The organism is Streptococcus sp. 27098_8_134 (genome assembly GCF_041431675.1).
Taxonomy (GTDB): Bacteria; Bacillota; Bacilli; order Lactobacillales; family Streptococcaceae; genus Streptococcus; species Streptococcus sanguinis_R.
This window is the reverse complement of sequence record NZ_JAPVYD010000003.1, coordinates 93,356-119,541: the sequence shown is the minus strand read 5'-3', so window position 1 is coordinate 119,541 and position 26,186 is coordinate 93,356. Positions and strand designations below refer to the sequence as shown.

The window sequence follows — 26,186 nt, the reverse complement described above, 5'->3', positions numbered from 1 at the left end:
AACTAATCTTTTCTATCTGTTTTATACAACTCCGAAAAGTTCTTGATGTAACTCTCCAAAGAAAACAGCTCTTTTTGTCTCTGATATCCTACTCGCCCAAATTTTTCTCTTTTTTCAGAACTATCTAGTAAGAGAGAAATGGCATTAGAAAGTTCTTGAGGACGATTTGGTTTGACTAAGCAACCACTTTTGTCATCTACTACCATTTCAGCTATTCCCCCATTGTTATAACCAACAACTGGTTTTGAACAAGCCATGGCTTCTAGGACTACTGTAGGTAGGGAATCAGGTTTTATACTTGGTAAGACAAAGATATCAAACATATTATAAAGTTCAGAAGTCTTATCGTAGTAATCAATACGATGAATTTGTGACACAACAGATGAAGAAGCTATTCTCTTATCTAGTTCTTCTAAGCGCCATTCTTCACCAGGAAAAACACCTCCAGCTAGGAAAGCCACCGCTTGCTCATTCTTTTCCAAAAGTGGCTCGACTGCTTCTATGAAATCATTTTGTCCTTTGATAGCATTGACCCGACCAATCATGCCAATCACAAGTGCATCTTGCGCAATGTCAAATTTTTCACGAATAGAAGACGCATCCTTTGGATAATAGACAGCATTATCGACACCGTTATAAATCACTTCCACTTGGCTATCTTTGATAAAGGGAGACTGCTTGATATGATTAGCGACCGCTTGGGACACCGTCACAATCTTGTCTGCATATCGTCCCATGAGCATATTGATAAAGTCAGAAATAGCTTTGGGTTTGACGATGATCTCATGAACATGCCAAATCAAAGGCAGCTTGAGCTTGCGTTTCAAATAGATGCCCTCCAAAACAGCCGCTGTATTATTGTGAACCATATCTATACTGTGTTCTCGAGCATAGAGGGCGATTTGCTTAGCATAGAAATTATAAGAGCGAATATAGTCGGCAATGCCTTTGGGATTAAAATACTTCCTTCGTAAAATCGGGTAATCCAGCACGCTAACCTGAGCTCCAACCTGTCGCAAAGACTCTACTAGCGGACCATCATTTGGCAGGATTACATGAGGATCAAATTCATCTTTATCCAGTTCCTTAATGAGCTCCAACAATACCTTGTCTGCCCCATACATTTCTGCCCCAGCATGTAAGTATAAAATCCGTTTCATTTCCTATCCTTCAAATAAGCTTTCGTAATCTGTTACTATCTTCTCCCAGGTAAATGCATCCGCAATGCGCTGATTTGATTTTCTATCCAAATCTGCGATTACTTCCGGTGACAGTTCCTCTACTTTTTCAATCACATCTGCTAGTTCATCTTTTTTCCAGTAGATAGCACTATCCTGACCTACTTCACGATTAAAACCAACATCCAATAAGAGATTTAATTTAGTAGATGCCAAGGCCTCCAATAGAGACGGATTTGTCCCACCAACTTCGTGGCCATGAAGATAGGCAAATGCATTCTCCCGAATGTACTTGAGCAATTCTTGGTCATAAACTGTCCCAACAAACTTAACTCTAGGATCTTTATCAAATCCTGTGTCTTTGAGCAGCTGATTGTAAAACTTGTTTTCTTCAACATTGGTAATCAGGACAAAGTCTTTTTTAGAATGAGATGCCATAGCCCCCTTAATCATGGCTTGATAGTTATTTTCTGGCACAAAGCGCCCAACAACTAAGTAATACTCATTCTCAGCAATATCTTTTTCCTGATACCATGATCGAACTTTGTCTTCGTTAGCAGACAACTCAGATCTGCTTGTATCTGTCCCATAGGCAACGTAAGTTGTCTTTGGAGCATATCTCACATAGTCTGCTTTTATGTAAGATTCGATATTCTCACTATCACAAACTAAGAGATCTGCATGCTTAACCATCAGTGCTTCAGAAATTTTCCAATACTTGCGTACTGGCATGCTCCATTTAGCTCGCAGCCATTCATGACCATCGGGATTGACAAGGAGCTTGCCGCCCAGTGCTTTGATTTTCTTTTTGATGTTTCCGATAAAAGGGCCAATTCTACAAGCTAGAACGTAGAAAATTGGCTCAGAATCTTGATTCTGCTCAGCTAGCTCAATAGCCTTATTTAGCGCAGCAATATCGTAGGCAATCGCTCGAGCTGAGCCAATCTTAGGCACATCTATGTTGTAACATATAGCTCCATTATACTCGAAAGTATCCTCTAAAATCCCAGACTTGGCTGAATTCTCCCTCATACAAGCCACATAGTACTGGATATTAGAATTTTTCTGGCAGGCGGTCAGCTTCTCAACAAAGGTCTCAAATCCACCATATTTAGCTGGGATACCTTTAGATCCCACGATATAGACTGACTTTTTCATACTCCTCCTAACTCCGAAAAACAATTCCCCCTACTTTGCTCCATCTCTAGCCAATACGACTCTAAATGTCTTTAGCAAAATTTTGATATCTGACCAAATCGTCCATTCATCTATATAAGCAACATCCAAGCGTACCACTTCATTAAAGTCTGTAATTTGACTACGGCCGCTAACCTGCCAAAGACCTGTGATTCCTGGCTTAAAACTAAGACGCCGTTTTTGCTCTGGTGTATATTGCTCGTACTCATCCACAGTTGGCGGTCGTGTCCCAACCAAGCTCATATCCCCAATTAAAACATTATAAAACTGTGGCAGTTCGTCTAAGCTGGTTTTACGGATAAAGCGGCCGATAGGCGTAATCCGTGGGTCATTATTGACCTTAAACATACCTCCAACCATCGTATTCTGCGCCAACAAATCTTTTTTCCTCTCTTCAGCATCAGTGTACATAGACCGGAACTTATAGAACTTGAAACGACGCCCATTCTTCCCAATTCTCTCCTGGACAAAGATAGCAGGTCCACCATCCTTCTTGATAAGCGGAACTAAAACAAGAGCAGCCAAACCACAGAAGAAGAGACCAACCAGAGCACCAATAATATCCAGCGTGCGTTTTGCTAACACATGGCCATACTTGTAAAAGTTTGTTGAAAAAGTGACCACACTCAAGCCTGCAACTTCTCGAACCCGTTTCTCTCCCATAGAGATAAAATCGAAAACATTGATATTGACAGAAACATCGATTCCCATTGCTTCAAACTGTGAAATAAATCCTTCAATGTTATATTCCTCATTTGGCAGGTTGATGAACACTTCGTCCACTACTTCACGCGTTGCAAATGAAACGATTTTTTCTTTAGGAACGATTTTTACATTGGGATTGCTAAACGGAGCATCATCTAGCAAAGACACCGCAACAATCCTGCCCCCTATATCGAATGATTCTTGCAGGCGTTCAAAGACCTTATCCAGAGAATCGCCTGTTGTAATCAGAAAAACTCTTTTACTATTTTTCAAGTTTGGATAAACAGTCTTCTGATAACGTTTAAAAGCCAAATTGACAAAATAGACTAGCGCTGCATTTACAATGACAAAGTAAATAAGCCCTCTTCGAGAAATAGAAAAACTATCTTGCATCATGAAAGAAGCAAAACTAATTGCCAAACTATAAAAAATACTATATCTCACAGTGAAAATAAACTCTTCTAAATAGCCTCGCTTCAGGATGTCATAGCAAAAATCGCTGGCATAAAAAGCAATGACATGCAAGAATGCAAGCACTAAAATACTGTGCTGATTGATTTCCGTTTCCCTTAAAGGACTCACTAAAAATCCCGTAAAGAGTACAGCAAAAAGCTGAACAAAGGCAAGTTCTGCCTTTTGAAATTCCTTCCTGTCTCTAAACATAATAATCTCCCAATTATCCTAAAACTCTTTAATCCCTATTATTTCCCATAATTGCCATAGCTGCCGTATCCCCCATAAGTTCCGTAGGCGCCATAGCGTTCCAAATCAATGTTATATTTATTGAGGACAACACCCAAAAAAGGAGTTCCCGTTTGTTCCAACTGCTCTTTAGCTTTCATGACTGCTTTTCGTTTGATATGGCCTGCTTGTGTCACCAAGAAGCTGGCATCGCATTTCTGAGCGATGATAGCCGCATCAATGACCAGACCAATCGGTGAAGTATCCACAATGATGTAGTCATAACGAACACGCAAGTCCGTCAAAAGTGCATCAAACTGCTTGCTTTGCAAAAGCCCCGTCGGATTAGGTGATACTGGACCAGATAAGATCACATCTAGGTTGTCCAGATCTGTGTCATTGATAACTTCGTGCAGGGCAGCCTGCCCTGACAAATAGTCCGTCAGTCCTGATACTTTTCTCTGACTGCTAAACACACCGGACATGACTGAGTTGCGGATATCCGCATCGATCATCAAGGTCTTATGACCAGCTCTGGCAAAGGCGGCCGCGAGATTCACTGAGGTTGTAGACTTTCCTTCATTTGCCGTCACCGAGCTTATTTCGACCATCTTGATATTGGCGCCACTCAGCTGTACATTAGTACTTAGAGCATTGTAGTATTCCTCGGTTAGTTTGACAAGATTCCTTTTTTTCCTAACTAATTCTAAGGTTGCCATTTTCTCTCCCTTACATTCTGTTCATATCTGGGATAACGCCCAATAGCGTCAAGCCCATGACTTCTTCAATGTCCTCTGGCTTCTTCACCCGATCATCCAAGATTTCTACAGCGATGATAAAGATCGACATCAGGACGCTGCCCCCTAAAAATCCTAAGATAACATTACGCCGAATATTTGGTGAAGAAGGCTCTGCTGGGACTGTCGCTTCTTCCAAAGTTGTCACATCAGAAACTTTTGTCACTTCAATAATTTTCTCAGCAGCGATATTCCGAAAGGCATTGGCAATGCGAGCCGCTTCCTCTGGATTGTCATCTTTAACCGTAATCGAAACGATACGAGTATCCGCCGGAACGGAAACGGTGATGTGACGCGTCAGCTCTCTTGGTGACGTTTGCAGTTTCAACTCACTAATTGCCTGTGACAGAACCGCCTGTGACAGAATGATTTCCTTAAAGTCCTTAACGAGGTATGAACCCGCCTGCAGGTCCTGATTAGTCAAAGCTGCCTGTGTTTCGTTCTGACGGCTGACCACATAGATGCGTGTGGTGCTCTGATACATTTTCTTAGCAATAAAGACGCTGTAGCCAAAAGCCAGCAAAGAAAAGAGCACCGCTCCCAATACGATGGTGAACTTTTTCAGCCATAAGGCTCTCAGCAAGGACAAAATATCGATTTCTACGATTTGCTTTTCTTGTTTTTCCATTTTTCCCCTAAATCAATTCATTTTTCAATAATAATGCTTGGTTGCCGCCAAAGAGGGCTTCTGCCCGGCGAGAACCGTATTTCTTAGCGACGATGTCAAAGGCCTCCTTCATAAAGGGCGGTCTCTGGCTTAGATTGTGCATGTCGCTGGCAACAAAGTGGACCAAGTCCTTCTCCAAAAAGAACTGAGCCCGTTTTTTCATAAATTTATGCGAGTCTCCAAGCAGCTTAGGTTTTAGAACACTGGAGCTGTTAATCTGAGTATAGCAGCCCATATTAATGAGTTCCTGCACCTTCTTTTCATCATTTTCCAGACAGTGATAGCGCTCAATATGAGCAAGGACAGGGGTTAGACCTAAGCGCAGAATCTGAGCCAAGCCTTTATGGATGTCCTTATAAGGAGTCGCCATGCTAAACTCAATCAGCACATAGCGTGTACCAGCTAGACTGGGGAAAATCCCCTTTTCCAACTTATCCGCCACATCACTGGTGTAGTATACCTCTGCCCCATAGAGAACCGTCAAGTCAGGCGCTACAAGCTCTGCCAGTTCTTTCACCATTTTAAAGTTAGCGCTAATGGTCTCTTCAGGCGTTTCAAACATGCCCTTTCTGCGATGAGAAGTAGAGATGATAGTTCGAACTCCCTGTCGATAGCTTTCTTCCAACAGTTTTTTGGAATCCTCAAAGGTCTTAGGACCGTCGTCCACATCAAAGATAATATGAGAATGGATGTCAATCATGGTGTTTTTCCTTCCATTACCTGCTGAATCGCTGCCTTAGCATTGTCAAGGCTTTCTGGTTGGATTTCCATCATGTAGAGATTGGAATCTGGCATAGCGTAGGATGGTAGATCCATGCGGCCGTTTCCGCTGATGGCTTGTGACTGAACTTGATAGCTCCCCCCTGACTCCAGCTGAGTATTGACCAGATTCATAAGAACAGGCAGCTCCATATTGGTCTGGATAGAGTCCTGCAAGCCGGAAATAATCTCGTTGTAGTTCTTCAAAGCACTGGTTGAAGTCAGCTTTTTAATGACTGCTTCGATAACCTTTTCTTGATTTTTCCCGCGGTCATTGTCGCCCCCCTGAAGGGAGTAACGCTCGCGAACAAAGCCTAATGCCTGATCTGAGTTCATATGGACTTTCCCTACTGGGAAATGATGATTACCATGTCGGCTGGTAAATTCTTGGTCATTTTCAACATCAATCCCTCCCAGCAGGTCTACCAGCTTGAGGAAGGAAGTAAAGTTCAGACGAACATAGTAGTCAATGCGAATGCCGTATAGATTTTCCAGAGTGTGGACAGAAGCATCCACTCCGTAAATCCCTGCATGGGTCAGCTTGTCCATCTGCCCAGCCCCTCCGTCTGCAATCGCCACATAAGAATCACGAGGAGTTGTTGTCAAGAGGACTTTCTTGGTCTTGCGATTGACCGTCATGATGATATTGACATCTGAGCGTGAGACAGATGAGATAGAGCCATAAGTATCGATACCGCTGACATAGATATTGAAGACATCCGCATTGGCATCATCCCTGCGTTTGCCGGTCTCTACTTGACGAGTAATTTTATAAGTATAGATTTTCTTTATCTTTGAAGCATAGTCAGCATCGTGAGAAGCCAGCATATCTCCAAACGAACTATTGAGGGCAATGGCCTCAGTCTCTTGATTGATGAGGGCCTTGTAGGCTGCGATATAAGATGAGCTGTTTTCTACAGTGAGTTCTGTCTTTTTAGTCTTCTTGATGTGGTCCAGAAGAGCCGTCACATTGTCCTTATCCCCATTTTCAGTCGGAGCCGTCAGCTTCTGCAGCTGAGTTACATCTGATTTGTCGCTGTCTGTCCGGACATAAACAGCCATTTCAATTTCAGAGTAATTCGAGGTGGAGTTCACACCTCTAGATAAGTCCATCAGCTCCTTGACCCCGTACATGGCTCCTGAAGATACCAGCAAAGTCACAAGCAAAAGCACCGTGGTCAGGACTTTGAACTTATTTTTCCATACAAAGAAGGCTGCCAGTAAAATAACAGCCGCCAAAAGAGCAGACAAAATAAGGTTCAGGTGATGAAACGCCAGAACATTATTTTTAAATATAGAAAAAACAAGCAAACCTGAAACCAAGCTTACCAATGTCAGTAAAGCTGCATTAAAGAGCCTCAGCTTCTTCCCCTTTTTAGAAGCAGGCACATTTCTCCTATGTTGATTCATAATTCTCCCTTTTTCTCCCCTGAGATATAAATACATTTTATTATATCATAAATGCATTATGATACACTAAAATATTTAAAAATATTTTAGTTTTTCCCAAAATTTGTTGACAAAAAAGGACAGTCTGTATTAATTTTCGGTAAATTCTTTCTTTTCTCTCGAAAAACCGATATTTTATACTGTTTTTGACAACAGAAAAAAAGAGGTAAAACCTCTTTTATATAAGTATCTTACTTAGTTTTTAAAGCATCTTATCCCTGTCAACTTGCTCATAGGCCTGGAGGCCATCATTCAGCTTATCCCAGATGACTACCTGGCCTGACTGAAGGGATTTCTGCACATCAATGATGCGTTGATTAGAAGAGCCGCGAAACTGCAGCATGAGATTCTTCTTGGTAAGGTCAAAACGGCCGTCCACCAGAATATCAATCAGACTTAGCAGCTCCAGCTTATCCTCCGTTTCCAGCATCATCTCCTCCCAGGTGTAGCCCGTCCAGGACCAGATATCCTTATCCGGAAGCTCTCTCCGAATCCGCTTGACCAAGGGCAGGAGAATGCCCGTATTGAGAAAAGGCTCGCCACCTAGGAGAGTCAGTCCCTGCACATAAGGCTCCGCCAAGTCTTTCATAATCTGCTCCTCCAACTCTTGCGTATAAGGAATACCAGCGTTGAAAGACCAGGTTGCTGCATTATAGCAGCCCTCACAGTGGAACATACAGCCACTGACATAGAGGGAGTTACGGACACCTTCGCCATCCACAAAGTTAAAGGCCTTATAGTCAATGATTCGCCCCTTGCTCAGCTCCTCACTTTTCCATTCTTGAGGTTTGGGATTGTTCATCTTCATCCTCCAAATCAATCCAGTAACGCTGACTTCTGTCGATTGTATTTTCGTAAACACCACCAGCTGAGAGAATGGTGCGGCGGCTGGCTTCGTTGTCTTCATCGCAGGTAATCAGCACTCGTCCTAGTCCTTGCTTTCGAGCCTCTGCCAGTCCTAGCTCTAACTGCAACTTAGCCAATCCCTTTCTGCGTTGACTGGGCCGAATAGAATAACCAATATGCCCACCCTCCACAAATAATTTGTCATTTAAGGACAAGCGCAGAGCTAAAAATCCCAGAGGCAAGCCGGTCTCATCAAAGGATAAAAATTGGATGGCAGGAACCCAACCTGCTGGCAAGTTTGCCACATCTTCCTGCCATCTCACCATTTGTAACCAATCCTCATAATCCTTTGCTCGTTTCCAAGTGGAGCCCATGCCACCATGCATATAAGATTTTGCAGCATCGAACTCCGCAATCATCTCTAAAATTGCGTCTTTATCTTCCAAAGTTGGTCGTCTTAGCTCCATGCTCCCTCCTTAATCGACATCAATCCAGTAACGCTCTTTTCCGCCTCGAACATCCTCTAAAGCTCCACCATTAGCCAGAATCACTGCTCGGCTGGCAGCATTGTCACTATCGCAAGTCACTAGGACTCGTTTAATATTTTTACTTTTAGCCACTTGCAAGCCTTGTCGCAGCTGCTCCTTTGCCATTCCTTTCCCACGCGCAGAGGGACGGATACTATAGCCGATATGCCCGCCTTCTTGGAGCAAATAATCATTGAGCCGCAAGCGCAGATTGAGAAAGCCCACAGCCTGACCATCCGCAGCAAAAGAAACCAGTTGAACGTAAGGCACAAAACCTTGCGGCAAGCCTAGACCTGCCTCAGCTAGCTGAATCGTCTCCAGCCAATCCTCGTAGACAAAATCCACTCCACCAAAGAAGCCATCCTGTCGGCTACCAGCTACTTCAAAGTCAGCCAGCATCTCTAAAATCTTTTCCTTGTCTTCTAGTTTCGGTCGTCTAAGCTCCATAGTGCCTCCTGATACGAAGAGAGTGAGACCGCCTTGCGCCCCACTCTGACTTCTATTGTTTCTTGTTCTTTTCTAAAAATTGCTGACGCAGTTTGGCCAATCGCTCTTTTTTGCTGCTGCCGCCCTGCGAATGCTTTTCGTGGAAACGCTGTACCTGAGCCTTTCCTTTGTCGTCCAATTGATACTTTCCCATCTTAATTTCCTTCGTACTTAATAGTCGAGCCATTCATGTGCTTGACCCGGGCTGATATTTCCTTGTGACGGCCGTTGACCATTGGACGGGCTTGCGGATTTCCTAAGTAACCGCAGGTCCGTTTGACCACATCGACCGTCTTGGGATCGCTGTTGCCGCAGTTTGGACAGGTGAAGCCCCGCTCGGTCGGCGTGAAATCTCCCTCAAAGTTACACTTATAACAACGGTCAATCGGTGTATTGGTTCCCAGATAGCCGACTCGGTCATAGGCATAGTCCCAGACAGCCTCCAGTGCTTTTGGATTTTGCTGCAGCACAGGGTACTCACAATAATGGATAAAGCCACCAGAAGCTCCCACTTCAGGATAAATCTTCTCAAAGTCCAGTTTCTCAAAAGGCGTTGGATTCTTGCGCACATCGTAGTGGAAAGAGTTAGTATAGTATTCCTTGTCAGTAATATCCGGAACGACCCCAAACTTCTCTGTATCCAAGCGACAGAAACGGTCGGTCAGGCTTTCAGATGGCGTCGAGTAGACAGAAAAATGATAGTCATACTGCTCGGACCACTCTTCCACCCGGCGCTTCATATCTTTGACAATAGCAATCGTAAAGTCCTTGGCTTCTGGATTGGTCTCCCAATTACCACCGTAAAAGACTGCTGCCACTTCATACAGACCGATATAGCCTAGAGACACCGTTGCACGACGGTGAGTAAAGAGCTGGTCAACCTGATCATACTTGCCCAGACGTTGGCCAAAAGCCCCATACTGATAAAGAATCGGTGCATTGGCTGGACTAGCTTCTTTGGTCCGCTCCACTCGGTAGACCAAAGCATCTTCAGCGATATTCATCCGCTCGTTAAAGAGTTCCCAGAATTTATCCAAATCCCCCTCGGATTCAAGCGCAATCCGCGGTAGATTGACAGTAACGACACCAAGATTCATACGGCCGGAATTGACTTCCTGACCATTTTCATCCTTCCAACCTTGTAAGAAAGAACGGCAGCCCATCGGCACCTTGAACGATCCAGTCAAGTCGATAATCTTGTCATAGGAGAGGACATCTGGATACATGCGTTTAGTGGCACACTCCAGAGCCAGTTCTTTGATGTCATAGTTCGGCGTTCCCGGCTCGAGATTGAGCCCACGCTTAAGGGTGAAAATCAGCTTAGGGAAAATTGCTGTGCGGTGCTCGCTTCCCAGTCCCTTGATACGGATATTGAGAATAGCCTTCTGAATTTCCCGCTCAAAACGATTGGTCCCCAGACCAAAGCCCAGCGAAGTAAAAGGAGTCTGACCGTTAGAAGTAAAGAGAGTATTAATCTCATACTCCAGCGACTGCATGGCATCGTAGATATCCTTCTTGGTCTTCGCCCAGGCGTACTCTTCCCGCTTATCCGGCAAAACCCACTGCTCTGCATCCTTGAGATGCTTTTGATAATTAAGCTCAGCATAGGGCGCCAAGACTTCATCAATCCGGTCGGCCGAACAACCGCCATACTGGCTGGAAGCTACATTGGCAATGATTTGCGAGATCTGCGCTGTCGCAGTCTGAATAGACTTGGGACTCTCTACTTCTGCATTGCCAATCTTGAAGCCATTTTTCAGCATGCCGTCAAAGTCAATCAGACAGCAGTTCGTCATCGGTGTATAAGGGCTGTAGTCCAAATCATGGTAGTGAATATCACCCTTTTGGTGGGCATTGGCCACATGAGGCGGCAACATCTTAAGCCCAATGGACTTGCCAACAATCCCAGCTGTCAAATCCCGCTGGGTATTGAAAACATCACTGTCCTTATTGGCATTCTCATTGACTACCGTGCGGTCTTTATTGAGGAGCTTGTCGATGGTAAAGTTGATATCAGTCGCTTTTGAGCGCTCAAAATCCCGTTGGGTGCGGTAAGTGATGTAGTTCTCTGCAATGGCATATTCCTTGGCATTCAAAAGCTCATGCTCAACAATGTTCTGAATCTCATAGATTTTGACATACTTAGCGAAGCGACTGCTGATTTCTGCCACAATGCGGTCTGTGATAGCTTCTAGCTTGGCTTCCAGCATTGGATTCAGCGGACCGACTTCCTGAGCTGCCCGCACCATAGCCTTATAAATCTTTGACACATCAAAAGCCACTCTGCGGCCATCCCGCTTCTCCACATAAATCGCTGGAGCAGTTTCAAACTTCTCTTCCCTTAAAATCATCACGAACACATCCTTTTCTCTGCCCTTAGGACAAATCAAGTCTCTTTAAACCTATCGCTTGCGAAGAAATTTCCAAGAAATCTCCGACAGTAGTTCATCCAAAGAACAGTATTTTATAAATAAGTCGATACAAGACTCATTATAGCACGTTAAAATTAAAAATCAATATGTTGTGGCAAAAAAGTTATTTTTTCTTTTTATACACAACATATTGTTTTTTTACTACTTAAGTTGATAAAGCTTGAAATGGTCGAGTTTGAGGTCAGATTCCTTGTAATTTTGGGAAATTAGCTGCTTCACATCTGACAGCAGTTTGACATCATTGTTAACCAAAATATACTTGGGCTGGCTGTTTTCAAGTCCATTCTGAAGACCTAGACGATTTTCAGCCGTTCCCACATACAAAGTTGGAGACAAGAGAGAAACAGCTGATAGGCGGCCGCTCTTTTGATACAGACTAGCCGAGGTGTCCCAGGCATAGATAGTATCCCCGTCCTTGGTCTTTTCCTTAATATACTGAGCCGCCTCACTTCTTTCAGCAGAGACACCGCTGGAAAGGATATACTCATTTACCAAAGGATAGCCAATCAGATAAAAGATGGCTAAGAGTGGCAGAAAGAACTGGCCTGAGAGATAGGAAGTCCACATCGTAGGACGACGGCGATCCCGGCGGTGACGCCCCGGTGCCTGCTGCTTGCCTTTATTAAACCACAAAGCAAAAAGAATCATGGCAAAAGGCAGGGCAGGAAGCAGTTGATAGCTGCCCTGATCTGGCAGGATAAAAGCCGCAAAGACAGTAATGAAGAGCCCTAGCAGACCGATAAAGCGCAAGACGCGCAGGCTGGTTGCTTGCCCCTTTTCTCTTGAAAAGAGATTGGCACCCAAAGCAGAAATAAAACCTAGACCGACTGTCAGCAAGCCATAATAAATCAAATTAGAAAGACTATGACTGCCAATCAAGCTGATGGAATCCCAAGCATAGGTCACCTGACTGATAGCCTGGCCAAAGGTTTGATTGGCAACAGTAAAGTAGCCGATAGGATAAAAAATCACTGAGAAGCCAAAGAGACCAGCTAAAAGCTGATAAAAGCCTCGAGCCGCACGCTTGGCTGCGATATTGTAGACCAAAAGCACCAGAGCAGTCAAAGAATAGAAGACTAGGCTGGAAACCGGATCAATCATAAAAGCAAGAGCTCCGAAAGCTCCATAGACAATGAACTTTTCATCCTTGATTGAATCCTGCAGATAGCGCACCAAGAAAGATAGATTCCAAAAAATAAAGGGCAGAACAAAAATACTAGAGTAAAGACCGCCAAATCCAAGGGCAAAGACTAGCAGGTAAAAGAGCAGCAAGAGGCTGCGCGATAGGTCCTGTTTAGGCTGTAAGAGCACCAAGGTCTTGTGCAGGAAAAGTCCAGCCAACCACAGAGCCAGCGTCTGAAAGACCATCCACAAAAGCTGGCCAAAAGCCAGGCTGCTGGTCCAAGCCATCAGATAGTAAAGCAGGCCACTGGTCCCATATATTTGCGAATAAGGCACCTGGCCCTGAGTCATGGCCCAGCCGGCATAGAGATTCTGACTTTGTAAATTCGTTGCTAGATTGGTCAAAAAAGGATTGACCACACTCAGCAGGCTGATAGCCAAACTGCATAAGAGGGTCAAAAAATAGGGCGTCGGCTCTGGCTTGGTGAATTTTTGCTCAGACCTTTCAGCCCTAGTCAGCTGCTCCTCTGAAACCTCTAAAACTTTTTCTTCCGTTGTATCATGCATATAAAATATTCTCCTTGATATCAGTCCCATCTAGTATATCAAATTCCTGTCCTCCTGTCAGCTTTCTCTTGACCCTTCTTCTGAGCATTATAGCTTCTAGCCAGCTCCTCCAATTCCCGAAAACAGCGATATTCTCTCGTTTCATAAGCAAGTGGCTGACTGGAAATTTTCTCCATTGTCATCTTAAAAAATTCCTTTATTTTTTACATTCGTAAAAACAGAGCAAAAATCCATCCCCATATAAAAGCAAAAATGACAAAAAGATATCTCAGCACGAACCTCAAAAACACAAGCAAAAAATCTGAAACTTCCGCCTCAGACTTTCTGTATATTTCTGCAGAACTTGCCCACCTCTAGCCTTAGAGCATAGGTGCAAAGAGCTGCATGATTTCTTTGATAAGGCGACGATACCAGCTGCTATCAAGATTTTCAGGAAGAATTTCCTCAGAAGCCTCAAAAATGGCTTCAAAATCTTCCTTGATAGCTGGAATACTCTCCGCATGGTACATCAGGACTGCATTTTCATAATGGTGCACCAGACTGCGGTAATCAAAGTTAATCGTCCCTACCACGGCAAATTCATCATCGGCCACCACATTCTTGCTGTGGATAAACCCTGGCGTGTACTCAAAGATCTTAACCCCCGCTTCCATCAGATCCGGATAGGCTCCGCGGGTAACAATCTGAATCAGCTTCTTATCCGGAATGAAAGGAGTCACGATACGGACATCCACTCCCCGCATAGCAGCATTCTTGATATCCTCCGTCAGGTCGTAGTCAATGATCAGATAAGGCGTGGTAATGTAGACATAGTCCGTAGCCTGACTGATGATATTTTGATAGACTGTTTTGCCAACCTGACCCTTATAAATAGGCTTAGGCCCGCTGCCATAGGGAACGTAAAGCCCTTTGCCTTCGACAGCTTTATTTTCCAGATGATACTTGTCAAAGTCTGTGATTTCCCCACGGTTGATATACCAGTTCATGAGAAAGAGCCGCGTCAGAGCCTTGACTGCCCGACCTTCCAAGCGGACACCACCATCTTTCCAATGGCCAAAACGGACGATATGATTGATATACTCGTCAGCCAGATTGATGCCGCCAGTATAACCGACCTGACCATCAATGACCAAAATCTTGCGGTGGTCACGATTGTTGTAGGATACCGTCATTCGCGGAATCACCTTGTTAAACTTATAAGCCTCGATACCCATCTTACGCAGCTTACGCGTATAATCACCCGGCAAAGTAGCCATGCAGCCAATATCATCATAGAGCAGTTTGACTTCAACTCCCTGCGCAGCTTTTTCGACCAAGATTTCCAGAACACTGTCCCACATCAGACCTTCATCAATGATATAAAATTCCAGAAAAATGAATTTCTCAGCAGCCCGCAGATCAGCCAGCATGGACTCAAACATCTCCTCACCGATGGGAAAATAGCGAGAAGCTGTACCGTCATAGACATCCGCATTATTGTCCATACTCAGCAGTGATTTGATAATGCCGTAGGCCGACTTGTTTTCTTTTTTCAGCTGGACACGGAGTTCATAGCTATTGTCCTCTCGAAATTTCATGGAGTCCATATTTTCCAGCTGAATCATTTCCTTTTTAGACAGCCGTCGCTCGCCAAACATCAGATAAAGCAGGAAACCAAAGACCGGTACCACGGCAATCAAAAGCCAGGTCACCTTGCTCTCAGGCGGCATATTGCGGTTGACAATCGCTAAAATAGTCCCAATATACAGGAAAACAATCATCGCCACTGACAGCCAGTTGGGTGCAATCTCATTAAAATAGAAGAACGCAACAAAGACAAAGGCTAGCTCCAGCAGCATAATAATGATGCTGAAACCGTATTTTGACATTAATAAGCGGAATTTCCTGAAAGTCATACACTCTCCTATCTCATTGCATATATTCTAGTATAGCATTAAAACTGCCTTAAAACAACGTTTATATCAATGCAAACTGTATTTTTGGTGGATGAAAATCTAAGCACAGTATTTGAAGACCGCTATCGTTAGAATTTCACTGCTAAATTATGGCCGATAAAAGGAAAAGCCCTATTCAAGACAGGGCTCTTTCATCATTGTTTTGTAAAGACCAGTGTGTCATCATCATAAGGCTCTTGGGAAAGGTCCTCAATAGTCAGCTGATTGCCCTCAATGCGATAGCGCTTGACATCATCTCCGATGATCATGGTCTGGTTGGTAGCATCAATCTGAACCTGTTCAATCTCCTGCTCACCATCCGCCTCAACCTTGGTCAGCTGGCCAGTGGTGCCTGAAATCTGCAAGGTCAGCTGATCGCCTTCATGACTTGTCTGGTAGCTGCCATCCAGCTCGCCATTGGCTGCTTGCTCGGAAGAGGATGCTGAAGCAGATGAACTGTTATTGGCCGCACTAGACGTGCTAGCTACTGACGAAGACTCTGCTGGCTTGCTGGAAGCGGCTGACTGAGACTGAGAGGAAGGCGCCGTCTGGTTCTGATTAGAACCGCAGGCTGCCAAGGCCAAAACAGCCGCAGCAGTTAGACCCGAAAAAATTAACTTTTTAGAAATTGCCATAGTATTCTCCTTTTTCTTCTGTCTTTATTGTACCAAAGCAGGACTCTGGCGGTCAATTTATAAACTTGTCAAATAAGCTCTGACTTCTGCAATAAAATAGAGGGAGCCCGTAATGAAAAGCAGTTGATCATCGTTTTGTCTCTCCTGAAAATTCTGAATAAGCTGCCGATAATCCTCTATGTATAAGAAGCCTTCCGCTTCAGCTTGACCAAGGGAATCTCCATCAGAAAAGGAAGTAACCGTCAACTGAACATTTGGCAGAGCCTCTCGCAGATAATCCAGCATGGCGCTATAGTCCTTACGCTTGAGAGCACCGAAAAGAAGCAAGCACTCTTTGTCATTCTGGCTCTGGATAAACTCCACTAACCTCTCCAGCGCGGGCAGATTGTGAGCCCCATCAAGATAGATACCTGGACTAGCTTCTTCCAAGCGCCCTACCCACCGAGTCTCCTGCAAGGCCGTCCGAATCCTAGCAGAATCTATTTCCCAGCCCTGCTGCTGCATGAAGAGTAGGAATGCCTGCAGGGCCAGCGCAGCATTTTCCTCCTGATAGCCTCCCTTGAGACCAAGTTCAAGATTGGATAGGGTCGTAGTCGAATTGGAAAAAGTCTGATGTGCCAGAGAAAAATCGCGACCATACTGATAGAGTTCTATTCCCAGCTCCTGAGCTCTCTGCTCACAAACCAATCGTGCCTCCTCTGGCAGCGGTCCGACGACAGCTGGCCGCCCCGGCTTGAAAATCCCAGCCTTTTGCTCCGCAATCATCGTCAAGCTCCTTCCCAGAGTCTCCTGATGGTCCAAGCCCACAGAGCTGATGACTGCAATATCTCCCGTAATGACATTAGTCGTGTCCAAGAGTCCGCCAATCCCCACCTCAATCAAGGCCAGATCCACTGCCTGCTCCTTGAAATAAAGAAAAGCAATCAAGGTCAGAATTTCAAAATAGGACAGTTGGTCATGGCTTTTGAGCAGTTCTTGCTCCATCTTTTGCACCTGCTGACCCAGACGGATAAAGTCAGCTGAAGCAATCGGTTGACCGTTGATACAAATCCGATCGTGAATACTAATCATATGAGGCGAGGTAAAACTCCCTGTCTTGCGACCATGCCCCGCAAACAACTGACGCATAAAAGCAATAGTAGAACCCTTGCCATTTGTACCCGTTACATGGATCGTTGGATAGCTCCGCTCAGGATTCCCCAAAAGAGCTACAGCCTGCTGCATCCGCCCCAGACCCGAACGAAAGTTTAGACCAATTCGGCTGTTCAGCCATTCTTCAATTTCATTCATTTTCTTACCTAAAAAAGAGCAGCGAAGCAGAACTCAAATCTGAATTGCAACTCGCTCCTCTTTCTAATGTTTATGATATGAGATGGAAAATAGCCCAGCCTTGGCTACTTCCTTTATCTGTCAAGTTCAGCTAGCATCTTGCCTGCGCTTGCCCATTTCCAGAAGCGAGGCTAGGCCAGTCTTACTCCTCCATAAAGCTGTTGAAGACTTCTTCAATCATATCCCATTCAGCATCTGAGTCTTCTGGGATTGGCTGCAGGTCGCCTTCTGTACCGTCTTCATTTTCGGTAAAGGAATAAGCTTGAATCTCTACTTCACCGTTCTCATCTTCTTCCGCATTGGCCGGAATCAAAAGAACATAATTCTTGCCAAACTCTTCCTTACCATCAATGGTCAAAAGAATTTCAAATAAAGTCTCGTTTCCTTGCTCGTCAACCAAGGTGATTAATTCACGCTCTTCATGCTCGTGGTCATGGTTATGATCATGTGTCATACTAGTGTCTCCTTCATTTCTTTTCTAAAAATTTCGATCCAGATAATTCTGCAAAATCAGCTGCGCCGCCAGCTTATCAATAACTTTCTTGCGCTTACTGCGGCTAATGTCCGCCTGCTCCACCAGCATGCGCTCAGCAGCCACAGTCGTCAAGCGCTCATCCTGATAGTCAACCGGCAGGCCAAATAGCTCAGCAATCCGCTGACCATAAGCTTGGCTGGCCTCCACTCGAGGCCCGCTGGTATTGTTCATATTCTTAGGCAGGCCAATAACAAACTTATCAACCTTGTACTCTTTCACCAGCTCGCCCAAGCGCTCTAAGCCGAATTCACCCTTTTCTTCATGAATCGGAATAATCTCCAGTCCTTGGGCCGTAAAACCAAGAGGATCACTAATGGCAACCCCAACCGTTTTCGAGCCCACATCTAATCCCATAATTCTCATTAGAGATCGACGCCTTGTCCTTTCAAATAATAACGAACCAACTCCTCAACAATCTCATCGCGCTCGTATTTGCGGATTTGATTGCGGGCGTTGTTATAGCGAGGTACGTACGCAGGATCGCCACTGAGTACGTATCCCACGATTTGATTGATTGGATTGTATCCTTTTTCATTGAGCGACTTGTAGACATCGGTCAAAGTCTCGCTAATTTCCTTTTTATTTGAATCATCGAGATTAAAACGTACTGTTTCATCTGTAAATCCCACAATTACACCCTCTTTCTTTAGAATATCCCTATTATAGCATAATTATAGGCTTATCACAAATTTAATTCACCTGAATTTCCCTAATTTTTCAATAAGCTTTAGCTAATATTTATCCGAAGCCTAGCTCTGAAATCCAGCAAAAATCCAGCTCTCTTCAGAGAACTGGATGGAAACTTCCTAATCTGAAGACGGCACTTCCACACCGTCGCTTCCCTTAAACTTGTTAAGCAATTCTTCCGGACTCAGGGTCTCGATTTGCTCAAACAGCTGCGCGTAGTTTGGAAGCTTTTTGGCTGCTTCGTAGTCTAGATTCTCAGGATCGATAGTCATCTCCAGAGAAATCTCTTCCGCTGTCATATCTGTTTTCAAGTCAAGACCGGTGATATTCACCGCCTCTTTCAGAACCAGTGCTTCCTCGATCAAAGACAGCATTTCTTTCTTCACGGTGGAAACATCCTGTTTTGACAGAGCTTCCTTGATGTTGTCAGGAATAGCCTTGCTGACATGCAGGATAACCTTATCATACTTCTGATCGCTGTAGCTGACGGTTAAGATTCTGGTTTCTTTTCCATGTTCCAATTGCTTCTCAGTTTTATAGGACTTAGTGACAATATCTCCTTTTCCAGCTCCTCCCTGTGAGGATGAACTGTTGTTTGACTGCTGACTGCAGGCTGTTAAGATTACCAAAGCTGCCAGCAAAAAGACAATTAATTTTCTCATGTCTTATCTCCTTCAATATTGAACTGATTTTATCATATCATTATAAAAATGGCGCTGTCAAACTGATTGTCACTCTGTCATTAAAATGTAATAAAAAAGAGCAGCTTATTTCTGCTCTTCTGCTCCATTCATCAGGAGATTGTTGATGTATTCTTCTGGCGTTAGCTTAATCATTTCTTTGAGCTTGAGATTTTGAAAATAAGGCATAGCCGCCGCTTTTTCGATATCCAAACTCTCAAAATCATAGGTAGACGTCATTTTCAGCTCGTTCTCATTCAAAATTGTCACTGAACCGCTGAAGCCTTGAAGTCCACGAGCCTGCACATAGTCTGCATCCTGCTCCAGTGACTCATTGAGCGACTTCTGAGCTTCCTCCAGCCCCATTTGCTTGATGGCTTCTTTCATCTCATCATCAGTCGTAGTCAGCCTTTCAATGACCAAGCGTTTAAAATGCTCTCCCTGATAAGTCACCGTCTGACTCTGCTGGTTTCCTCGTTCATCCTTTGGAAAAACAAGCGTTCGAGTAATCACTTCCTGCTGCTTGGCATTATCAATGATAGGCAGATTATTGCTGATTTCTTTCTTGTCAGCCGCATTCGAATTCGTCTCTGTCTTTTTATGTCCACAGCCTGCTAGCAGTGCCACACTCAATCCCAGTCCTACTAAAATTTTCTTCATCTTCCATCCTCCTCAGAGATATTGTATCACAGTTCTGCCCCTTGTCAATCCATCCAGTCGCCAAAGCCCTCTGTCAATCCGAACCAAAAGAAGAGCCGAGATTCTCTTCCCGACTCTTTCAGTTATATTCAAAGATTAGAGAGCTGCCCGCAGACGAGCTTCTGCATTTTCAACATTGCGAACAGAGCGTGGCAGAAAAGCACGGATATCATCTTCTTTGTAACCAACTTGGAGACGTTTATCATCCACTAAGATAGGACTTTTCAAAATACGCGGGGTCTCCATGATGATGTCAAGAACTTCGTTGACACTCAACTCTTCAATGTCAACACCCAAACCTTTAGCATAGCGGTTTTTTGATGAAACAATGCTCGCGATACCATTTTCTGTTTTGGTTAAAATATCCAGAAGTTCCTCTTTGGTGATGCCTTCTTTGCCTAAATTTTGTTCTTTATAAGTTAATTGATGAGCGTTTAGCCAGGTTTTTGCTTTTTTACAACTAGTACAACTTGAGACAGTATAGATTGTGATCATGTAAGTACTCCTTTCGCTACACGATACTAATATCGTAGTCTATTATATCACAAAAACCATCGGTCTTGCGACCTATTTTGCAAAATTACTCTTCAATTTCGATGGCATCGTCCAAATCCAGAGTCACTTCTTCCATCGTTCCCACAGGACTGTCAGCCTTGTTGCCAACCGCTTCTGCCAAGTCATCGCCTTCAATCAAACCATAGCGTACACGAACCTGGCGGTCAATTTCATCAAAGACTTCTGGATGATCAGCCAAGTACTTCTTAGCATTTTCAGAACCTTGACCAATCTTTTCATCATTGTAGGAGTACCAAGCACCAGCTTTTTTGATGATATCCAAATCAGTCGCAATCTTAATCAGCTCACCTGTCTTAGAAATACCTTCTCCGTACATGATTTCCACGAAGGCTTCTTTAAATGGCGGAGCTACCTTATTTTTAACAACCTTGATCTTGGTTTCTTTACCAACATTAGTATCCTTCTCATCACCAGTTCCCTTGATTTGAGTATTACCACGGACATCCAGACGGACAGAAGCATAGAACTTCAGTGCACGTCCACCTGGTGTTGTTTCAGGATTACCAAACATAACGCCAACTTTTTCGCGCAGCTGGTTAATGAAAATCGCAATCGTCTTCGTTTTGTTGATAGAAGCAGACAACTTGCGCATAGCCTGGCTCATCATCCGAGCCTGCAAGCCGACATGGCTGTCACCAATATCGCCATCAATTTCTGCACGTGGTACCAGGGCTGCAACGGAGTCCACAACCACCAAGTCCACCGCACCTGAGTCAATCAGCTTACCAGCAATTTCCAGTCCCTGCTCCCCAGAATCTGGTTGAGACAGCAGCAACTCATCAATATTAACACCCAGAGCAGCCGCGTATGACGGATCCAAAGCATGCTCAGCATCGATAAAGGCTGCGATACCACCTTCTTTTTGCGCTTGAGCAACTGCGTGAAGAGCAACGGTTGTCTTACCAGAAGACTCCGGACCATAGATTTCAATAATCCGTCCCTTAGGATAACCCCCAGCGCCAAGAGCAATATCTAAAGCCAGAGAGCCTGAACTCATGACTTGAACCTTTTGCTCTGCCCGCTCGCCAAGACGCATAATGGCTCCCTTACCGAAGTCCTTTTCAATGTTTTTCAGGGCATTATCCAAAGCTTTTTGGCGCTCATCGCCGAATTTCTTTGAGATTTCGTCTAATTTTTTTTGTTTCTTTGCCATTTATTTCTCCTGTTTTTTCTAAAATGTCTTTTGGCCATCTGTTAATTATACCAAAATTCAGCTATTTAATAAAGTTTTTCGTACTAGGTTGAAGGCGTGCAGAACAGCAATTTTCCGCACATCACGCCGACTGCGTCCAGCAATATTGACCTTAATAATTTCTGTACCAGCAGCGCTAGCTAAGCCGATAAAAACAGTCCCTGCTGGATGATCTTCCAGTGAATCTGGGCCTGCCACACCTGTCAGACTGACAGCTAGGTCACTTTCGGTCAGCTTTCTAGCCTGCTCTGCCATTTTCCCTGCCGTAAAAGCTGAAACAACTCCATGCTCCTCCAAGTCTCCCAACGGAATATCCAGCATCCGGCTCTTTTCCTCCATGCTGTAGGTGACAAAGCCACCTGAAAAAATGGAAGAGGCTCCAGCAAAATCAGCCAAGGTCGCTTGAAAGAGGCCTGCTGTCAGACTCTCCGCCGCCGAAATCGTCTTCCCTTGACTCTTCAGCAAGTCAAAAGCCACCTGTGCCAAGGAATTGTCATCCCCGTAACCATAGAAAATCTCTGACAAGGGCTGTCCCTCAAAAGTCTTATGTTCCAAAATTTCCTTTTCCACAGCCTCAAACTTGGTGTCAGCTTCTACCTGACTCAGAGCCTTGGTGGACAGTCGTAGGGTAACTTCCCCTGTCTTTGCATAAGGAGCAATGGTGGGGTCACTCTGCTGCTCAATCATCTCTGACAAAATAGTCACTAGCTGACTCTCGCCGATACCAAAGAAACGCAGCACCCGTGAATATAATTTCTGGCCTGTGGATAAGAGGGGAACCAACTCATTATTAACCATAGGCTTAAGCTCACTAGGCGGGCCAGGCAGGACTACATAGGTCACTCCGTCTGCTTCTAACAATCCTCCAACAGCTAAGCCGGTCGCATTTGGTAACGGAGTCGAACCTTCGACCAGCTGGGCCTGACGCTCATTATTGGGCGTTCGAGCATAATCTGGCCGGCTAGCAAAAAAGCGATCCAGCTTTTCCACAGCCTGTGAGTCAAAAATGAGCTCACGTCCTAAGAACTTAGCCAAGGTCTGCTTGGTCAAATCATCCTCTGTTGGCCCCAAGCCTCCTGTTAGGATAATCAGATTATTGCGCCCTTGAGCAATTTCCAAAACAGATAGGAGACGATTTTCATTGTCCCCTACTGCTGTCTGAAAATAAACATCAATCCCCAGACTCGCAAGTTTTTCAGATAAAAATTGGGCATTGGTATTGACAATCTGACCCGTCAGAATCTCAGTGCCCACAGCAATAATTTCTGCTTTCATAGAACCTCCTACCTTACTATTCGGAATTGGCTTTATTTTATCACAAAAAATCTTAAAAAAGTTGATTTTCATTTCAGGAAATAAAAAGAGCTGTCAAGTTCCTTGACAAACTTGTCAACATGCTGTGGAAAACTTTTAAGAATGACTGGTGTTATGCAGAATAACTAGATTGTTAGGGAAATGCTATTGGCAAATGGTTTCATTATTTTTATAATAAAGATGAAAAAAGAAAATCATCTAAATAATTTTATTTGAAGAAAGGAGATCATCATGAAAATTTCACAAATACTGAAAGACATTCGTCAACAAAATCAACTCACTCAGGAGGCTTTGGCGGAAAGACTCAAGGTTTCCCGCTCCGCCATTGCCCGCTGGGAAAGCGAAAAAGGGATCCCTGATATTGGAAATCTCATCGCTATCAGTCGGGAGTTTGATATCAGTCTGGACACACTCATCAAGGAGGATGAGCGCTTGGAGAAAAAGGTCATCGAAGACAGCAAGGCTAAGAAATGGCATTATCTAGTCATTCTCTACCTTTTTTCCATCTTGGTTTATATTGGTGTCTTTGCTTACTTGCACCATATCTTTATGGCTGGCTTCCTCATCTCCACCCTCTTTATGCTCTTCTATGAACTGCGCATCTTTATCAAGGAAAAGATTTGGATGCAGAAAGGAGAGTAAGGATATAAAGATAATAACAAAAAACCTAGAGGTCTAGAACTTCTAGGTTTTCACTTAATTATGGTCAATAAAGTAATGAACTGGATAATTCAGCCATTGTTGTCCAATAAACTGTAAGCCTCTAGCTATAAATAGAATTGTATATAGAAAGATAAAAATAAGCTGAGATTTTCTTGTTTTCATCGTTCTACTTCCAGTCACAATCATTTTCATGATCATTGATAAGTCCAGCTGCTTCTAGGAATGAATAGACACAAACGGGACCGACAAATTTGAAGCCTTGCTTTTTCAGCGCCTTGGACATGCTCTCTGACAGCTCTGTTTTAGTCGGTGCTTCCTTGTAGTTTGTAATTTGATTGTCAATCGTTTTGAAATCTACAAAGGACCAGATATAATCATTAAAAGAGCTAAACTGCTTTTGAACAGCCAAAAAAGCTTGGGCATTAGCCCTGGTAGCATAAATCTTCATCTTATTACGGATAATGTCAGGATTATCCAAAAGAGCTTCCAAGTCTGCATCTGTCATCTGAGCAATTTTCTGGGCATCATAGAAATGAAAAGCTGCCCGAAAAGCCTGACGTTTATTCAGAATGGTCTCCCAAGAAAGTCCAGCCTGATAGGTCTCCATGCAGAGCAATTCAAATAATTTCTGATCATCATGGAGAGGCTTGCCCCACTCCTCATCATGATAGGCTACATACAAGGGGTTGTTCATTTTTACCCAGCCACAGCGTTTAGTCATCGCTTTCTCCTATTTCACTAACATCTTGAGAGCTGACTTGATATAGTTTTCAGCTGTATCCGTCGTTCCTTCAAAGAATTTCTTGATTTTCTTGAGTTCAGCAGCTTTGTAGCCCAGAGCCAGCATGGCTTCCATGGCTTCTTCCAGCTCCTGATTATCCACAGTCTGGACGGGCGCCTTACTTTCTGCCGGACCATCTGCCACCACCACCTTGCCTTCCAAGTCCAGCACCATCTGCTGGGCTGTCTTCTTGCCAATCTTAGGAAACTTGGTCAGGTAGGTGATATTTTTCTGCTCAATAGCCTGCACCAAGCCAGCATTATCATCCGCCGCAATAATAGCCAGAGCAGACACTGGGCCAATACCTGAGACTGAAATCAAGCTGAGAAAGAGTTGCTTCTCCTCCTCAGTCGCAAAGCCGTAAAGGAGCTCCGCATCTTCTCTCACCACCTGGTGCACATAGACCTTAGCTTCCTGATGAAGCTGCCCTGAGTAAGCATAAGGGTTGGCCACATGAAGAATATAGCCGATAGAGTTGACTTCCAATACGATGTATTTGGCTGTTATTTTACTGATGATTCCTTTAAAATATTCGTACATAATCTTCCTTCTTTTTGTATCATTTTGCTTATCTAGTATATCATATTTTCTGTCTGGAAACTGCAAACAGAAGTGCAACCAGCGGTTGACAAAATGTACAGGAAGCTGTATTCTCAAGATAACTAAAAGCTGTTAGGATAGAGTTAGCAAAGAAAAGGAGGCTGCGATAATGAAACTCGCTGATAAATTATTTGAACTAAGAAAAGAAAAAGGCTGGTCACAAGAAAAACTGGCTGAACAGATCAATGTCTCTCGCCAGAGCATTTCTAAGTGGGAGTCTGGCCAAGCGCTGCCAGAACTGGAAAAAATTGTAGAGCTGAGCAAGATTTTCCAAGTGACGACAGATTATCTGCTTTTAGAAGACAGCGACAAGCCAGAAATAAAACCCGTCCTCTCAGAAGACGAAAAAGATCGCTACTACAAGGAAGTGAAATCTTATGGCTTCTGGCAGGTTTTGTATATTTTTGTATCAGCCTTGGCTATCTTTCTCTTTTTCGCAGGTTCTAGCTTTCCAGCAAAATTCACTGCCCTGGTCTGGTTGACCTTTTTCCTCTTAATCGCATCCGCAATAGCTATTAACAAGGCGCTAAAGATTAAGGAAAAATACCTAGACAAGGTTATAGGCCTTGATGAGGATTCTAAAAAAGAAGGTGCTAAAGATGAAACTAAAAATTGACAATCCCATACCTGTCAAAACTCGTCTGAAAGAGCTGATTGGAGACTGGCTCTTCATCTCAGGCTACCTCATTTCTCTTTTTTTACTAGCTATGGGCTTTTACAATCTGGTTCTAGGAGGCATTCCTGTATTCACTGAAGCTCAGAGCCAGCTTCTGGCTTTTTCTAGCTCAGTCCTGCCTCTAACTATCATCTTTGCTTGGCTAGACTATAGAAAAGGCAGTTTTGGCAAGCGTTGGGCAGGTTTACAATTGGTTTACAAACATAGGAGCCTTTCCCACAGCCTTTTGCGCTCTACTATCAAGCTTTTCCCTTGGCAGCTGGGGCATATGGGAGCTATCCGTAGTGCTTATCAAGCAGATGCTTTGTCAATTTTCTTGTCAACTTCAGCAGGGATTCTCTTCTTGATCTTTCTGCTGATGGGACTACTTCGCAAGGACAAACGCCATCCAGCTGATTTGCTTGCTGGAACGCAAGTTCAGCTCAAAAATTCAAAACAGCTCTAGTTCTATGACTAGGGCTGTTTGATCTTC

General features: G+C 44.0%; 30 protein-coding genes. 3 read left to right on the top strand and 27 right to left on the bottom strand.

Going from position 1 to position 26,186, the window contains the following annotated elements; genetic code table 11:
* Positions 1-2 precede the first annotated feature (2 nt).
* The 25 genes from O3620_RS07920 to O3620_RS07800 form a co-directional block, all read right to left on the bottom strand.
* Positions 3-1,160, bottom strand: coding sequence for a glycosyltransferase family 4 protein (locus tag O3620_RS07920; RefSeq protein WP_060976479.1), 1,158 nt, complete (start codon positions 1,158-1,160; stop codon positions 3-5).
* A gap of 3 nt (positions 1,161-1,163) precedes the next feature.
* Entirely contained in the window at positions 1,164-2,336 is a 1,173-nt protein-coding gene (cps2T, locus tag O3620_RS07915; RefSeq protein ID WP_371601624.1) for a beta 1-4 rhamnosyltransferase Cps2T, read from the bottom strand.
* 30 nt (positions 2,337-2,366) lie between these two features.
* On the bottom strand, positions 2,367-3,743 hold the full coding sequence (locus O3620_RS07910) for a sugar transferase (protein WP_002905546.1): 1,377 nt from the start codon (positions 3,741-3,743) through the stop codon (positions 2,367-2,369).
* 38 nt (positions 3,744-3,781) lie between these two features.
* Positions 3,782-4,480 carry a polysaccharide biosynthesis tyrosine autokinase gene (locus O3620_RS07905; protein WP_002911466.1) on the bottom strand — a complete coding sequence of 233 codons (699 nt, stop codon included), beginning with the start codon at positions 4,478-4,480 and terminating at the stop codon, positions 3,782-3,784.
* A 10-nt stretch (positions 4,481-4,490) separates the two neighbouring features.
* Positions 4,491-5,186, bottom strand: a complete 696-nt coding sequence (locus tag O3620_RS07900; protein WP_002894051.1) for a Wzz/FepE/Etk N-terminal domain-containing protein — start codon at positions 5,184-5,186, stop codon at positions 4,491-4,493.
* Positions 5,187-5,193: 7 nt separating this feature from the next.
* Positions 5,194-5,925, bottom strand: a complete 732-nt coding sequence (gene cps4B / locus O3620_RS07895; protein ID WP_004192576.1) for a capsular polysaccharide biosynthesis protein Cps4B — start codon at positions 5,923-5,925, stop codon at positions 5,194-5,196.
* Positions 5,922-7,430 carry an LCP family protein gene (locus tag O3620_RS07890; RefSeq protein ID WP_371601623.1) on the bottom strand — a complete coding sequence of 503 codons (1,509 nt, stop codon included), beginning with the start codon at positions 7,428-7,430 and terminating at the stop codon, positions 5,922-5,924. Before O3620_RS07890 ends, cps4B begins: the two co-directional genes overlap by 4 nt.
* A gap of 205 nt (positions 7,431-7,635) precedes the next feature.
* Positions 7,636-8,235, bottom strand: coding sequence for an anaerobic ribonucleoside-triphosphate reductase activating protein (nrdG, locus tag O3620_RS07885; RefSeq protein ID WP_002899261.1), 600 nt, complete (start codon positions 8,233-8,235; stop codon positions 7,636-7,638).
* On the bottom strand, positions 8,201-8,746 hold the full coding sequence (locus O3620_RS07880; protein WP_002907772.1) for a GNAT family N-acetyltransferase: 546 nt from the start codon (positions 8,744-8,746) through the stop codon (positions 8,201-8,203). Before O3620_RS07880 ends, nrdG begins: the two co-directional genes overlap by 35 nt.
* 9 nt (positions 8,747-8,755) lie before the next feature.
* On the bottom strand, positions 8,756-9,253 hold the full coding sequence (locus O3620_RS07875; RefSeq protein WP_004192583.1) for a GNAT family N-acetyltransferase: 498 nt from the start codon (positions 9,251-9,253) through the stop codon (positions 8,756-8,758).
* 52 nt (positions 9,254-9,305) lie between these two features.
* The gene (locus O3620_RS07870; protein WP_002902050.1) at positions 9,306-9,446 is read right to left on the bottom strand and encodes a hypothetical protein; all 141 of its coding nucleotides are present in this window, start codon (positions 9,444-9,446) and stop codon (positions 9,306-9,308) included.
* 1 nt (position 9,447) lies between these two features.
* Positions 9,448-11,643 carry an anaerobic ribonucleoside-triphosphate reductase gene (gene nrdD / locus O3620_RS07865; RefSeq protein ID WP_002916700.1) on the bottom strand — a complete coding sequence of 732 codons (2,196 nt, stop codon included), beginning with the start codon at positions 11,641-11,643 and terminating at the stop codon, positions 9,448-9,450.
* Between the two features lie 222 nt (positions 11,644-11,865).
* The gene (locus tag O3620_RS07860; RefSeq protein ID WP_125330734.1) at positions 11,866-13,413 is read right to left on the bottom strand and encodes a heme transporter CcmD; all 1,548 of its coding nucleotides are present in this window, start codon (positions 13,411-13,413) and stop codon (positions 11,866-11,868) included.
* Positions 13,414-13,451: 38 nt separating this feature from the next.
* Positions 13,452-13,595, bottom strand: coding sequence for a hypothetical protein (locus O3620_RS07855; RefSeq protein ID WP_002899268.1), 144 nt, complete (start codon positions 13,593-13,595; stop codon positions 13,452-13,454).
* A gap of 177 nt (positions 13,596-13,772) precedes the next feature.
* Complete coding sequence (gene cls / locus O3620_RS07850; protein ID WP_125330733.1) at positions 13,773-15,308, bottom strand: cardiolipin synthase; 1,536 nt, start codon at positions 15,306-15,308, stop codon at positions 13,773-13,775.
* 194 nt (positions 15,309-15,502) lie between these two features.
* Positions 15,503-15,982 carry an SP_0198 family lipoprotein gene (locus O3620_RS07845; protein WP_060976485.1) on the bottom strand — a complete coding sequence of 160 codons (480 nt, stop codon included), beginning with the start codon at positions 15,980-15,982 and terminating at the stop codon, positions 15,503-15,505.
* Between the two features lie 57 nt (positions 15,983-16,039).
* Positions 16,040-17,272, bottom strand: coding sequence for a folylpolyglutamate synthase/dihydrofolate synthase family protein (locus O3620_RS07840; RefSeq protein ID WP_371601622.1), 1,233 nt, complete (start codon positions 17,270-17,272; stop codon positions 16,040-16,042).
* Between the two features lie 181 nt (positions 17,273-17,453).
* A complete protein-coding gene (locus tag O3620_RS07835) occupies positions 17,454-17,765 on the bottom strand; it encodes a DUF1292 domain-containing protein (RefSeq protein ID WP_002894073.1) in 312 nt (103 codons plus the stop codon).
* A gap of 24 nt (positions 17,766-17,789) precedes the next feature.
* Positions 17,790-18,209, bottom strand: coding sequence for a Holliday junction resolvase RuvX (ruvX, locus tag O3620_RS07830; protein WP_011837635.1), 420 nt, complete (start codon positions 18,207-18,209; stop codon positions 17,790-17,792).
* The gene (locus O3620_RS07825; protein WP_002894075.1) at positions 18,209-18,475 is read right to left on the bottom strand and encodes an IreB family regulatory phosphoprotein; all 267 of its coding nucleotides are present in this window, start codon (positions 18,473-18,475) and stop codon (positions 18,209-18,211) included. The genes ruvX and O3620_RS07825 overlap by 1 nt, the downstream gene beginning before the upstream one ends.
* Positions 18,476-18,652: 177 nt before the next feature.
* Positions 18,653-19,195 carry a hypothetical protein gene (locus O3620_RS07820; RefSeq protein ID WP_002920426.1) on the bottom strand — a complete coding sequence of 181 codons (543 nt, stop codon included), beginning with the start codon at positions 19,193-19,195 and terminating at the stop codon, positions 18,653-18,655.
* Between the two features lie 105 nt (positions 19,196-19,300).
* Complete coding sequence (locus tag O3620_RS07815; protein ID WP_002920427.1) at positions 19,301-19,873, bottom strand: SP0191 family lipoprotein; 573 nt, start codon at positions 19,871-19,873, stop codon at positions 19,301-19,303.
* Positions 19,874-20,008: 135 nt separating this feature from the next.
* Positions 20,009-20,407 (bottom strand): transcriptional regulator Spx, encoded by a 399-nt coding sequence (gene spx, locus O3620_RS07810; protein WP_002894078.1) that lies wholly within the window; start codon positions 20,405-20,407, stop codon positions 20,009-20,011.
* 85 nt (positions 20,408-20,492) lie between these two features.
* Complete coding sequence (gene recA, locus O3620_RS07805; RefSeq protein ID WP_002920428.1) at positions 20,493-21,641, bottom strand: recombinase RecA; 1,149 nt, start codon at positions 21,639-21,641, stop codon at positions 20,493-20,495.
* A 57-nt stretch (positions 21,642-21,698) separates the two neighbouring features.
* Positions 21,699-22,955, bottom strand: a complete 1,257-nt coding sequence (locus tag O3620_RS07800; RefSeq protein WP_371601621.1) for a competence/damage-inducible protein A — start codon at positions 22,953-22,955, stop codon at positions 21,699-21,701.
* Between the two features lie 270 nt (positions 22,956-23,225).
* Here O3620_RS07800 and O3620_RS07795 point away from each other — a divergent pair, with 270 nt between their 5' ends.
* Positions 23,226-23,636 carry a helix-turn-helix domain-containing protein gene (locus tag O3620_RS07795; RefSeq protein ID WP_002920432.1) on the top strand — a complete coding sequence of 137 codons (411 nt, stop codon included), beginning with the start codon at positions 23,226-23,228 and terminating at the stop codon, positions 23,634-23,636.
* Positions 23,637-23,823: 187 nt separating this feature from the next.
* Here O3620_RS07795 and O3620_RS07790 read toward each other — a convergent pair whose 3' ends face one another.
* A complete protein-coding gene (locus tag O3620_RS07790) occupies positions 23,824-24,378 on the bottom strand; it encodes a DNA-3-methyladenine glycosylase I (protein WP_002920434.1) in 555 nt (184 codons plus the stop codon).
* A 9-nt stretch (positions 24,379-24,387) separates the two neighbouring features.
* Positions 24,388-24,978, bottom strand: coding sequence for a Holliday junction branch migration protein RuvA (ruvA, locus tag O3620_RS07785; protein WP_032916162.1), 591 nt, complete (start codon positions 24,976-24,978; stop codon positions 24,388-24,390).
* A gap of 169 nt (positions 24,979-25,147) precedes the next feature.
* Here ruvA and O3620_RS07780 point away from each other — a divergent pair, with 169 nt between their 5' ends.
* On the top strand, positions 25,148-25,654 hold the full coding sequence (locus tag O3620_RS07780) for a helix-turn-helix domain-containing protein (protein ID WP_002907724.1): 507 nt from the start codon (positions 25,148-25,150) through the stop codon (positions 25,652-25,654).
* Positions 25,638-26,159 carry an RDD family protein gene (locus tag O3620_RS07775; RefSeq protein ID WP_002907723.1) on the top strand — a complete coding sequence of 174 codons (522 nt, stop codon included), beginning with the start codon at positions 25,638-25,640 and terminating at the stop codon, positions 26,157-26,159. Before O3620_RS07780 ends, O3620_RS07775 begins: the two co-directional genes overlap by 17 nt.
* Positions 26,160-26,186: the final 27 nt, after the last annotated feature.

Bases quoted from the DNA above. Each gene is read 5' to 3' on its own strand.
- O3620_RS07815 (WP_002920427.1), bottom strand. From the start codon at position 19,873: ATGAAGAAAATTTTAGTAGGACTGGGATTGAGTGTGGCACTGCTAGCA.
- nrdG (WP_002899261.1), bottom strand. From the start codon at position 8,235: ATGAACAATCCCAAACCTCAAGAATGGAAAAGTGAGGAGCTGAGCAAG.
- ruvA (WP_032916162.1), bottom strand. From the start codon at position 24,978: ATGTACGAATATTTTAAAGGAATCATCAGTAAAATAACAGCCAAATAC.
- O3620_RS07900 (WP_002894051.1), bottom strand. From the start codon at position 5,186: ATGGAAAAACAAGAAAAGCAAATCGTAGAAATCGATATTTTGTCCTTG.
- O3620_RS07795 (WP_002920432.1), top strand. From the start codon at position 23,226: ATGAAAATTTCACAAATACTGAAAGACATTCGTCAACAAAATCAACTC.
- O3620_RS07860 (WP_125330734.1), bottom strand. From the start codon at position 13,413: ATGCATGATACAACGGAAGAAAAAGTTTTAGAGGTTTCAGAGGAGCAG.
- O3620_RS07840 (WP_371601622.1), bottom strand. From the start codon at position 17,272: ATGAATGAAATTGAAGAATGGCTGAACAGCCGAATTGGTCTAAACTTT.
- recA (WP_002920428.1), bottom strand. From the start codon at position 21,641: ATGGCAAAGAAACAAAAAAAATTAGACGAAATCTCAAAGAAATTCGGC.
- O3620_RS07790 (WP_002920434.1), bottom strand. From the start codon at position 24,378: ATGACTAAACGCTGTGGCTGGGTAAAAATGAACAACCCCTTGTATGTA.
- O3620_RS07905 (WP_002911466.1), bottom strand. From the start codon at position 4,480: ATGGCAACCTTAGAATTAGTTAGGAAAAAAAGGAATCTTGTCAAACTA.
- O3620_RS07775 (WP_002907723.1), top strand. From the start codon at position 25,638: ATGAAACTAAAAATTGACAATCCCATACCTGTCAAAACTCGTCTGAAA.
- O3620_RS07855 (WP_002899268.1), bottom strand. From the start codon at position 13,595: ATGACAATGGAGAAAATTTCCAGTCAGCCACTTGCTTATGAAACGAGA.
- O3620_RS07780 (WP_002907724.1), top strand. From the start codon at position 25,148: ATGAAACTCGCTGATAAATTATTTGAACTAAGAAAAGAAAAAGGCTGG.
- O3620_RS07845 (WP_060976485.1), bottom strand. From the start codon at position 15,982: ATGGCAATTTCTAAAAAGTTAATTTTTTCGGGTCTAACTGCTGCGGCT.
- O3620_RS07835 (WP_002894073.1), bottom strand. From the start codon at position 17,765: ATGACACATGATCATAACCATGACCACGAGCATGAAGAGCGTGAATTA.
- cls (WP_125330733.1), bottom strand. From the start codon at position 15,308: ATGACTTTCAGGAAATTCCGCTTATTAATGTCAAAATACGGTTTCAGC.
- O3620_RS07870 (WP_002902050.1), bottom strand. From the start codon at position 9,446: ATGGGAAAGTATCAATTGGACGACAAAGGAAAGGCTCAGGTACAGCGT.
- O3620_RS07820 (WP_002920426.1), bottom strand. From the start codon at position 19,195: ATGAGAAAATTAATTGTCTTTTTGCTGGCAGCTTTGGTAATCTTAACA.
- ruvX (WP_011837635.1), bottom strand. From the start codon at position 18,209: ATGAGAATTATGGGATTAGATGTGGGCTCGAAAACGGTTGGGGTTGCC.
- spx (WP_002894078.1), bottom strand. From the start codon at position 20,407: ATGATCACAATCTATACTGTCTCAAGTTGTACTAGTTGTAAAAAAGCA.
- O3620_RS07875 (WP_004192583.1), bottom strand. From the start codon at position 9,253: ATGGAGCTTAGACGACCGAAACTAGAAGACAAGGAAAAGATTTTAGAG.
- nrdD (WP_002916700.1), bottom strand. From the start codon at position 11,643: ATGATTTTAAGGGAAGAGAAGTTTGAAACTGCTCCAGCGATTTATGTG.
- O3620_RS07890 (WP_371601623.1), bottom strand. From the start codon at position 7,430: ATGTATTTATATCTCAGGGGAGAAAAAGGGAGAATTATGAATCAACAT.
- O3620_RS07800 (WP_371601621.1), bottom strand. From the start codon at position 22,955: ATGAAAGCAGAAATTATTGCTGTGGGCACTGAGATTCTGACGGGTCAG.
- O3620_RS07880 (WP_002907772.1), bottom strand. From the start codon at position 8,746: ATGGAGCTAAGACGACCAACTTTGGAAGATAAAGACGCAATTTTAGAG.
- O3620_RS07910 (WP_002905546.1), bottom strand. From the start codon at position 3,743: ATGTTTAGAGACAGGAAGGAATTTCAAAAGGCAGAACTTGCCTTTGTT.
- O3620_RS07920 (WP_060976479.1), bottom strand. From the start codon at position 1,160: ATGAAACGGATTTTATACTTACATGCTGGGGCAGAAATGTATGGGGCA.
- cps2T (WP_371601624.1), bottom strand. From the start codon at position 2,336: ATGAAAAAGTCAGTCTATATCGTGGGATCTAAAGGTATCCCAGCTAAA.
- cps4B (WP_004192576.1), bottom strand. From the start codon at position 5,925: ATGATTGACATCCATTCTCATATTATCTTTGATGTGGACGACGGTCCT.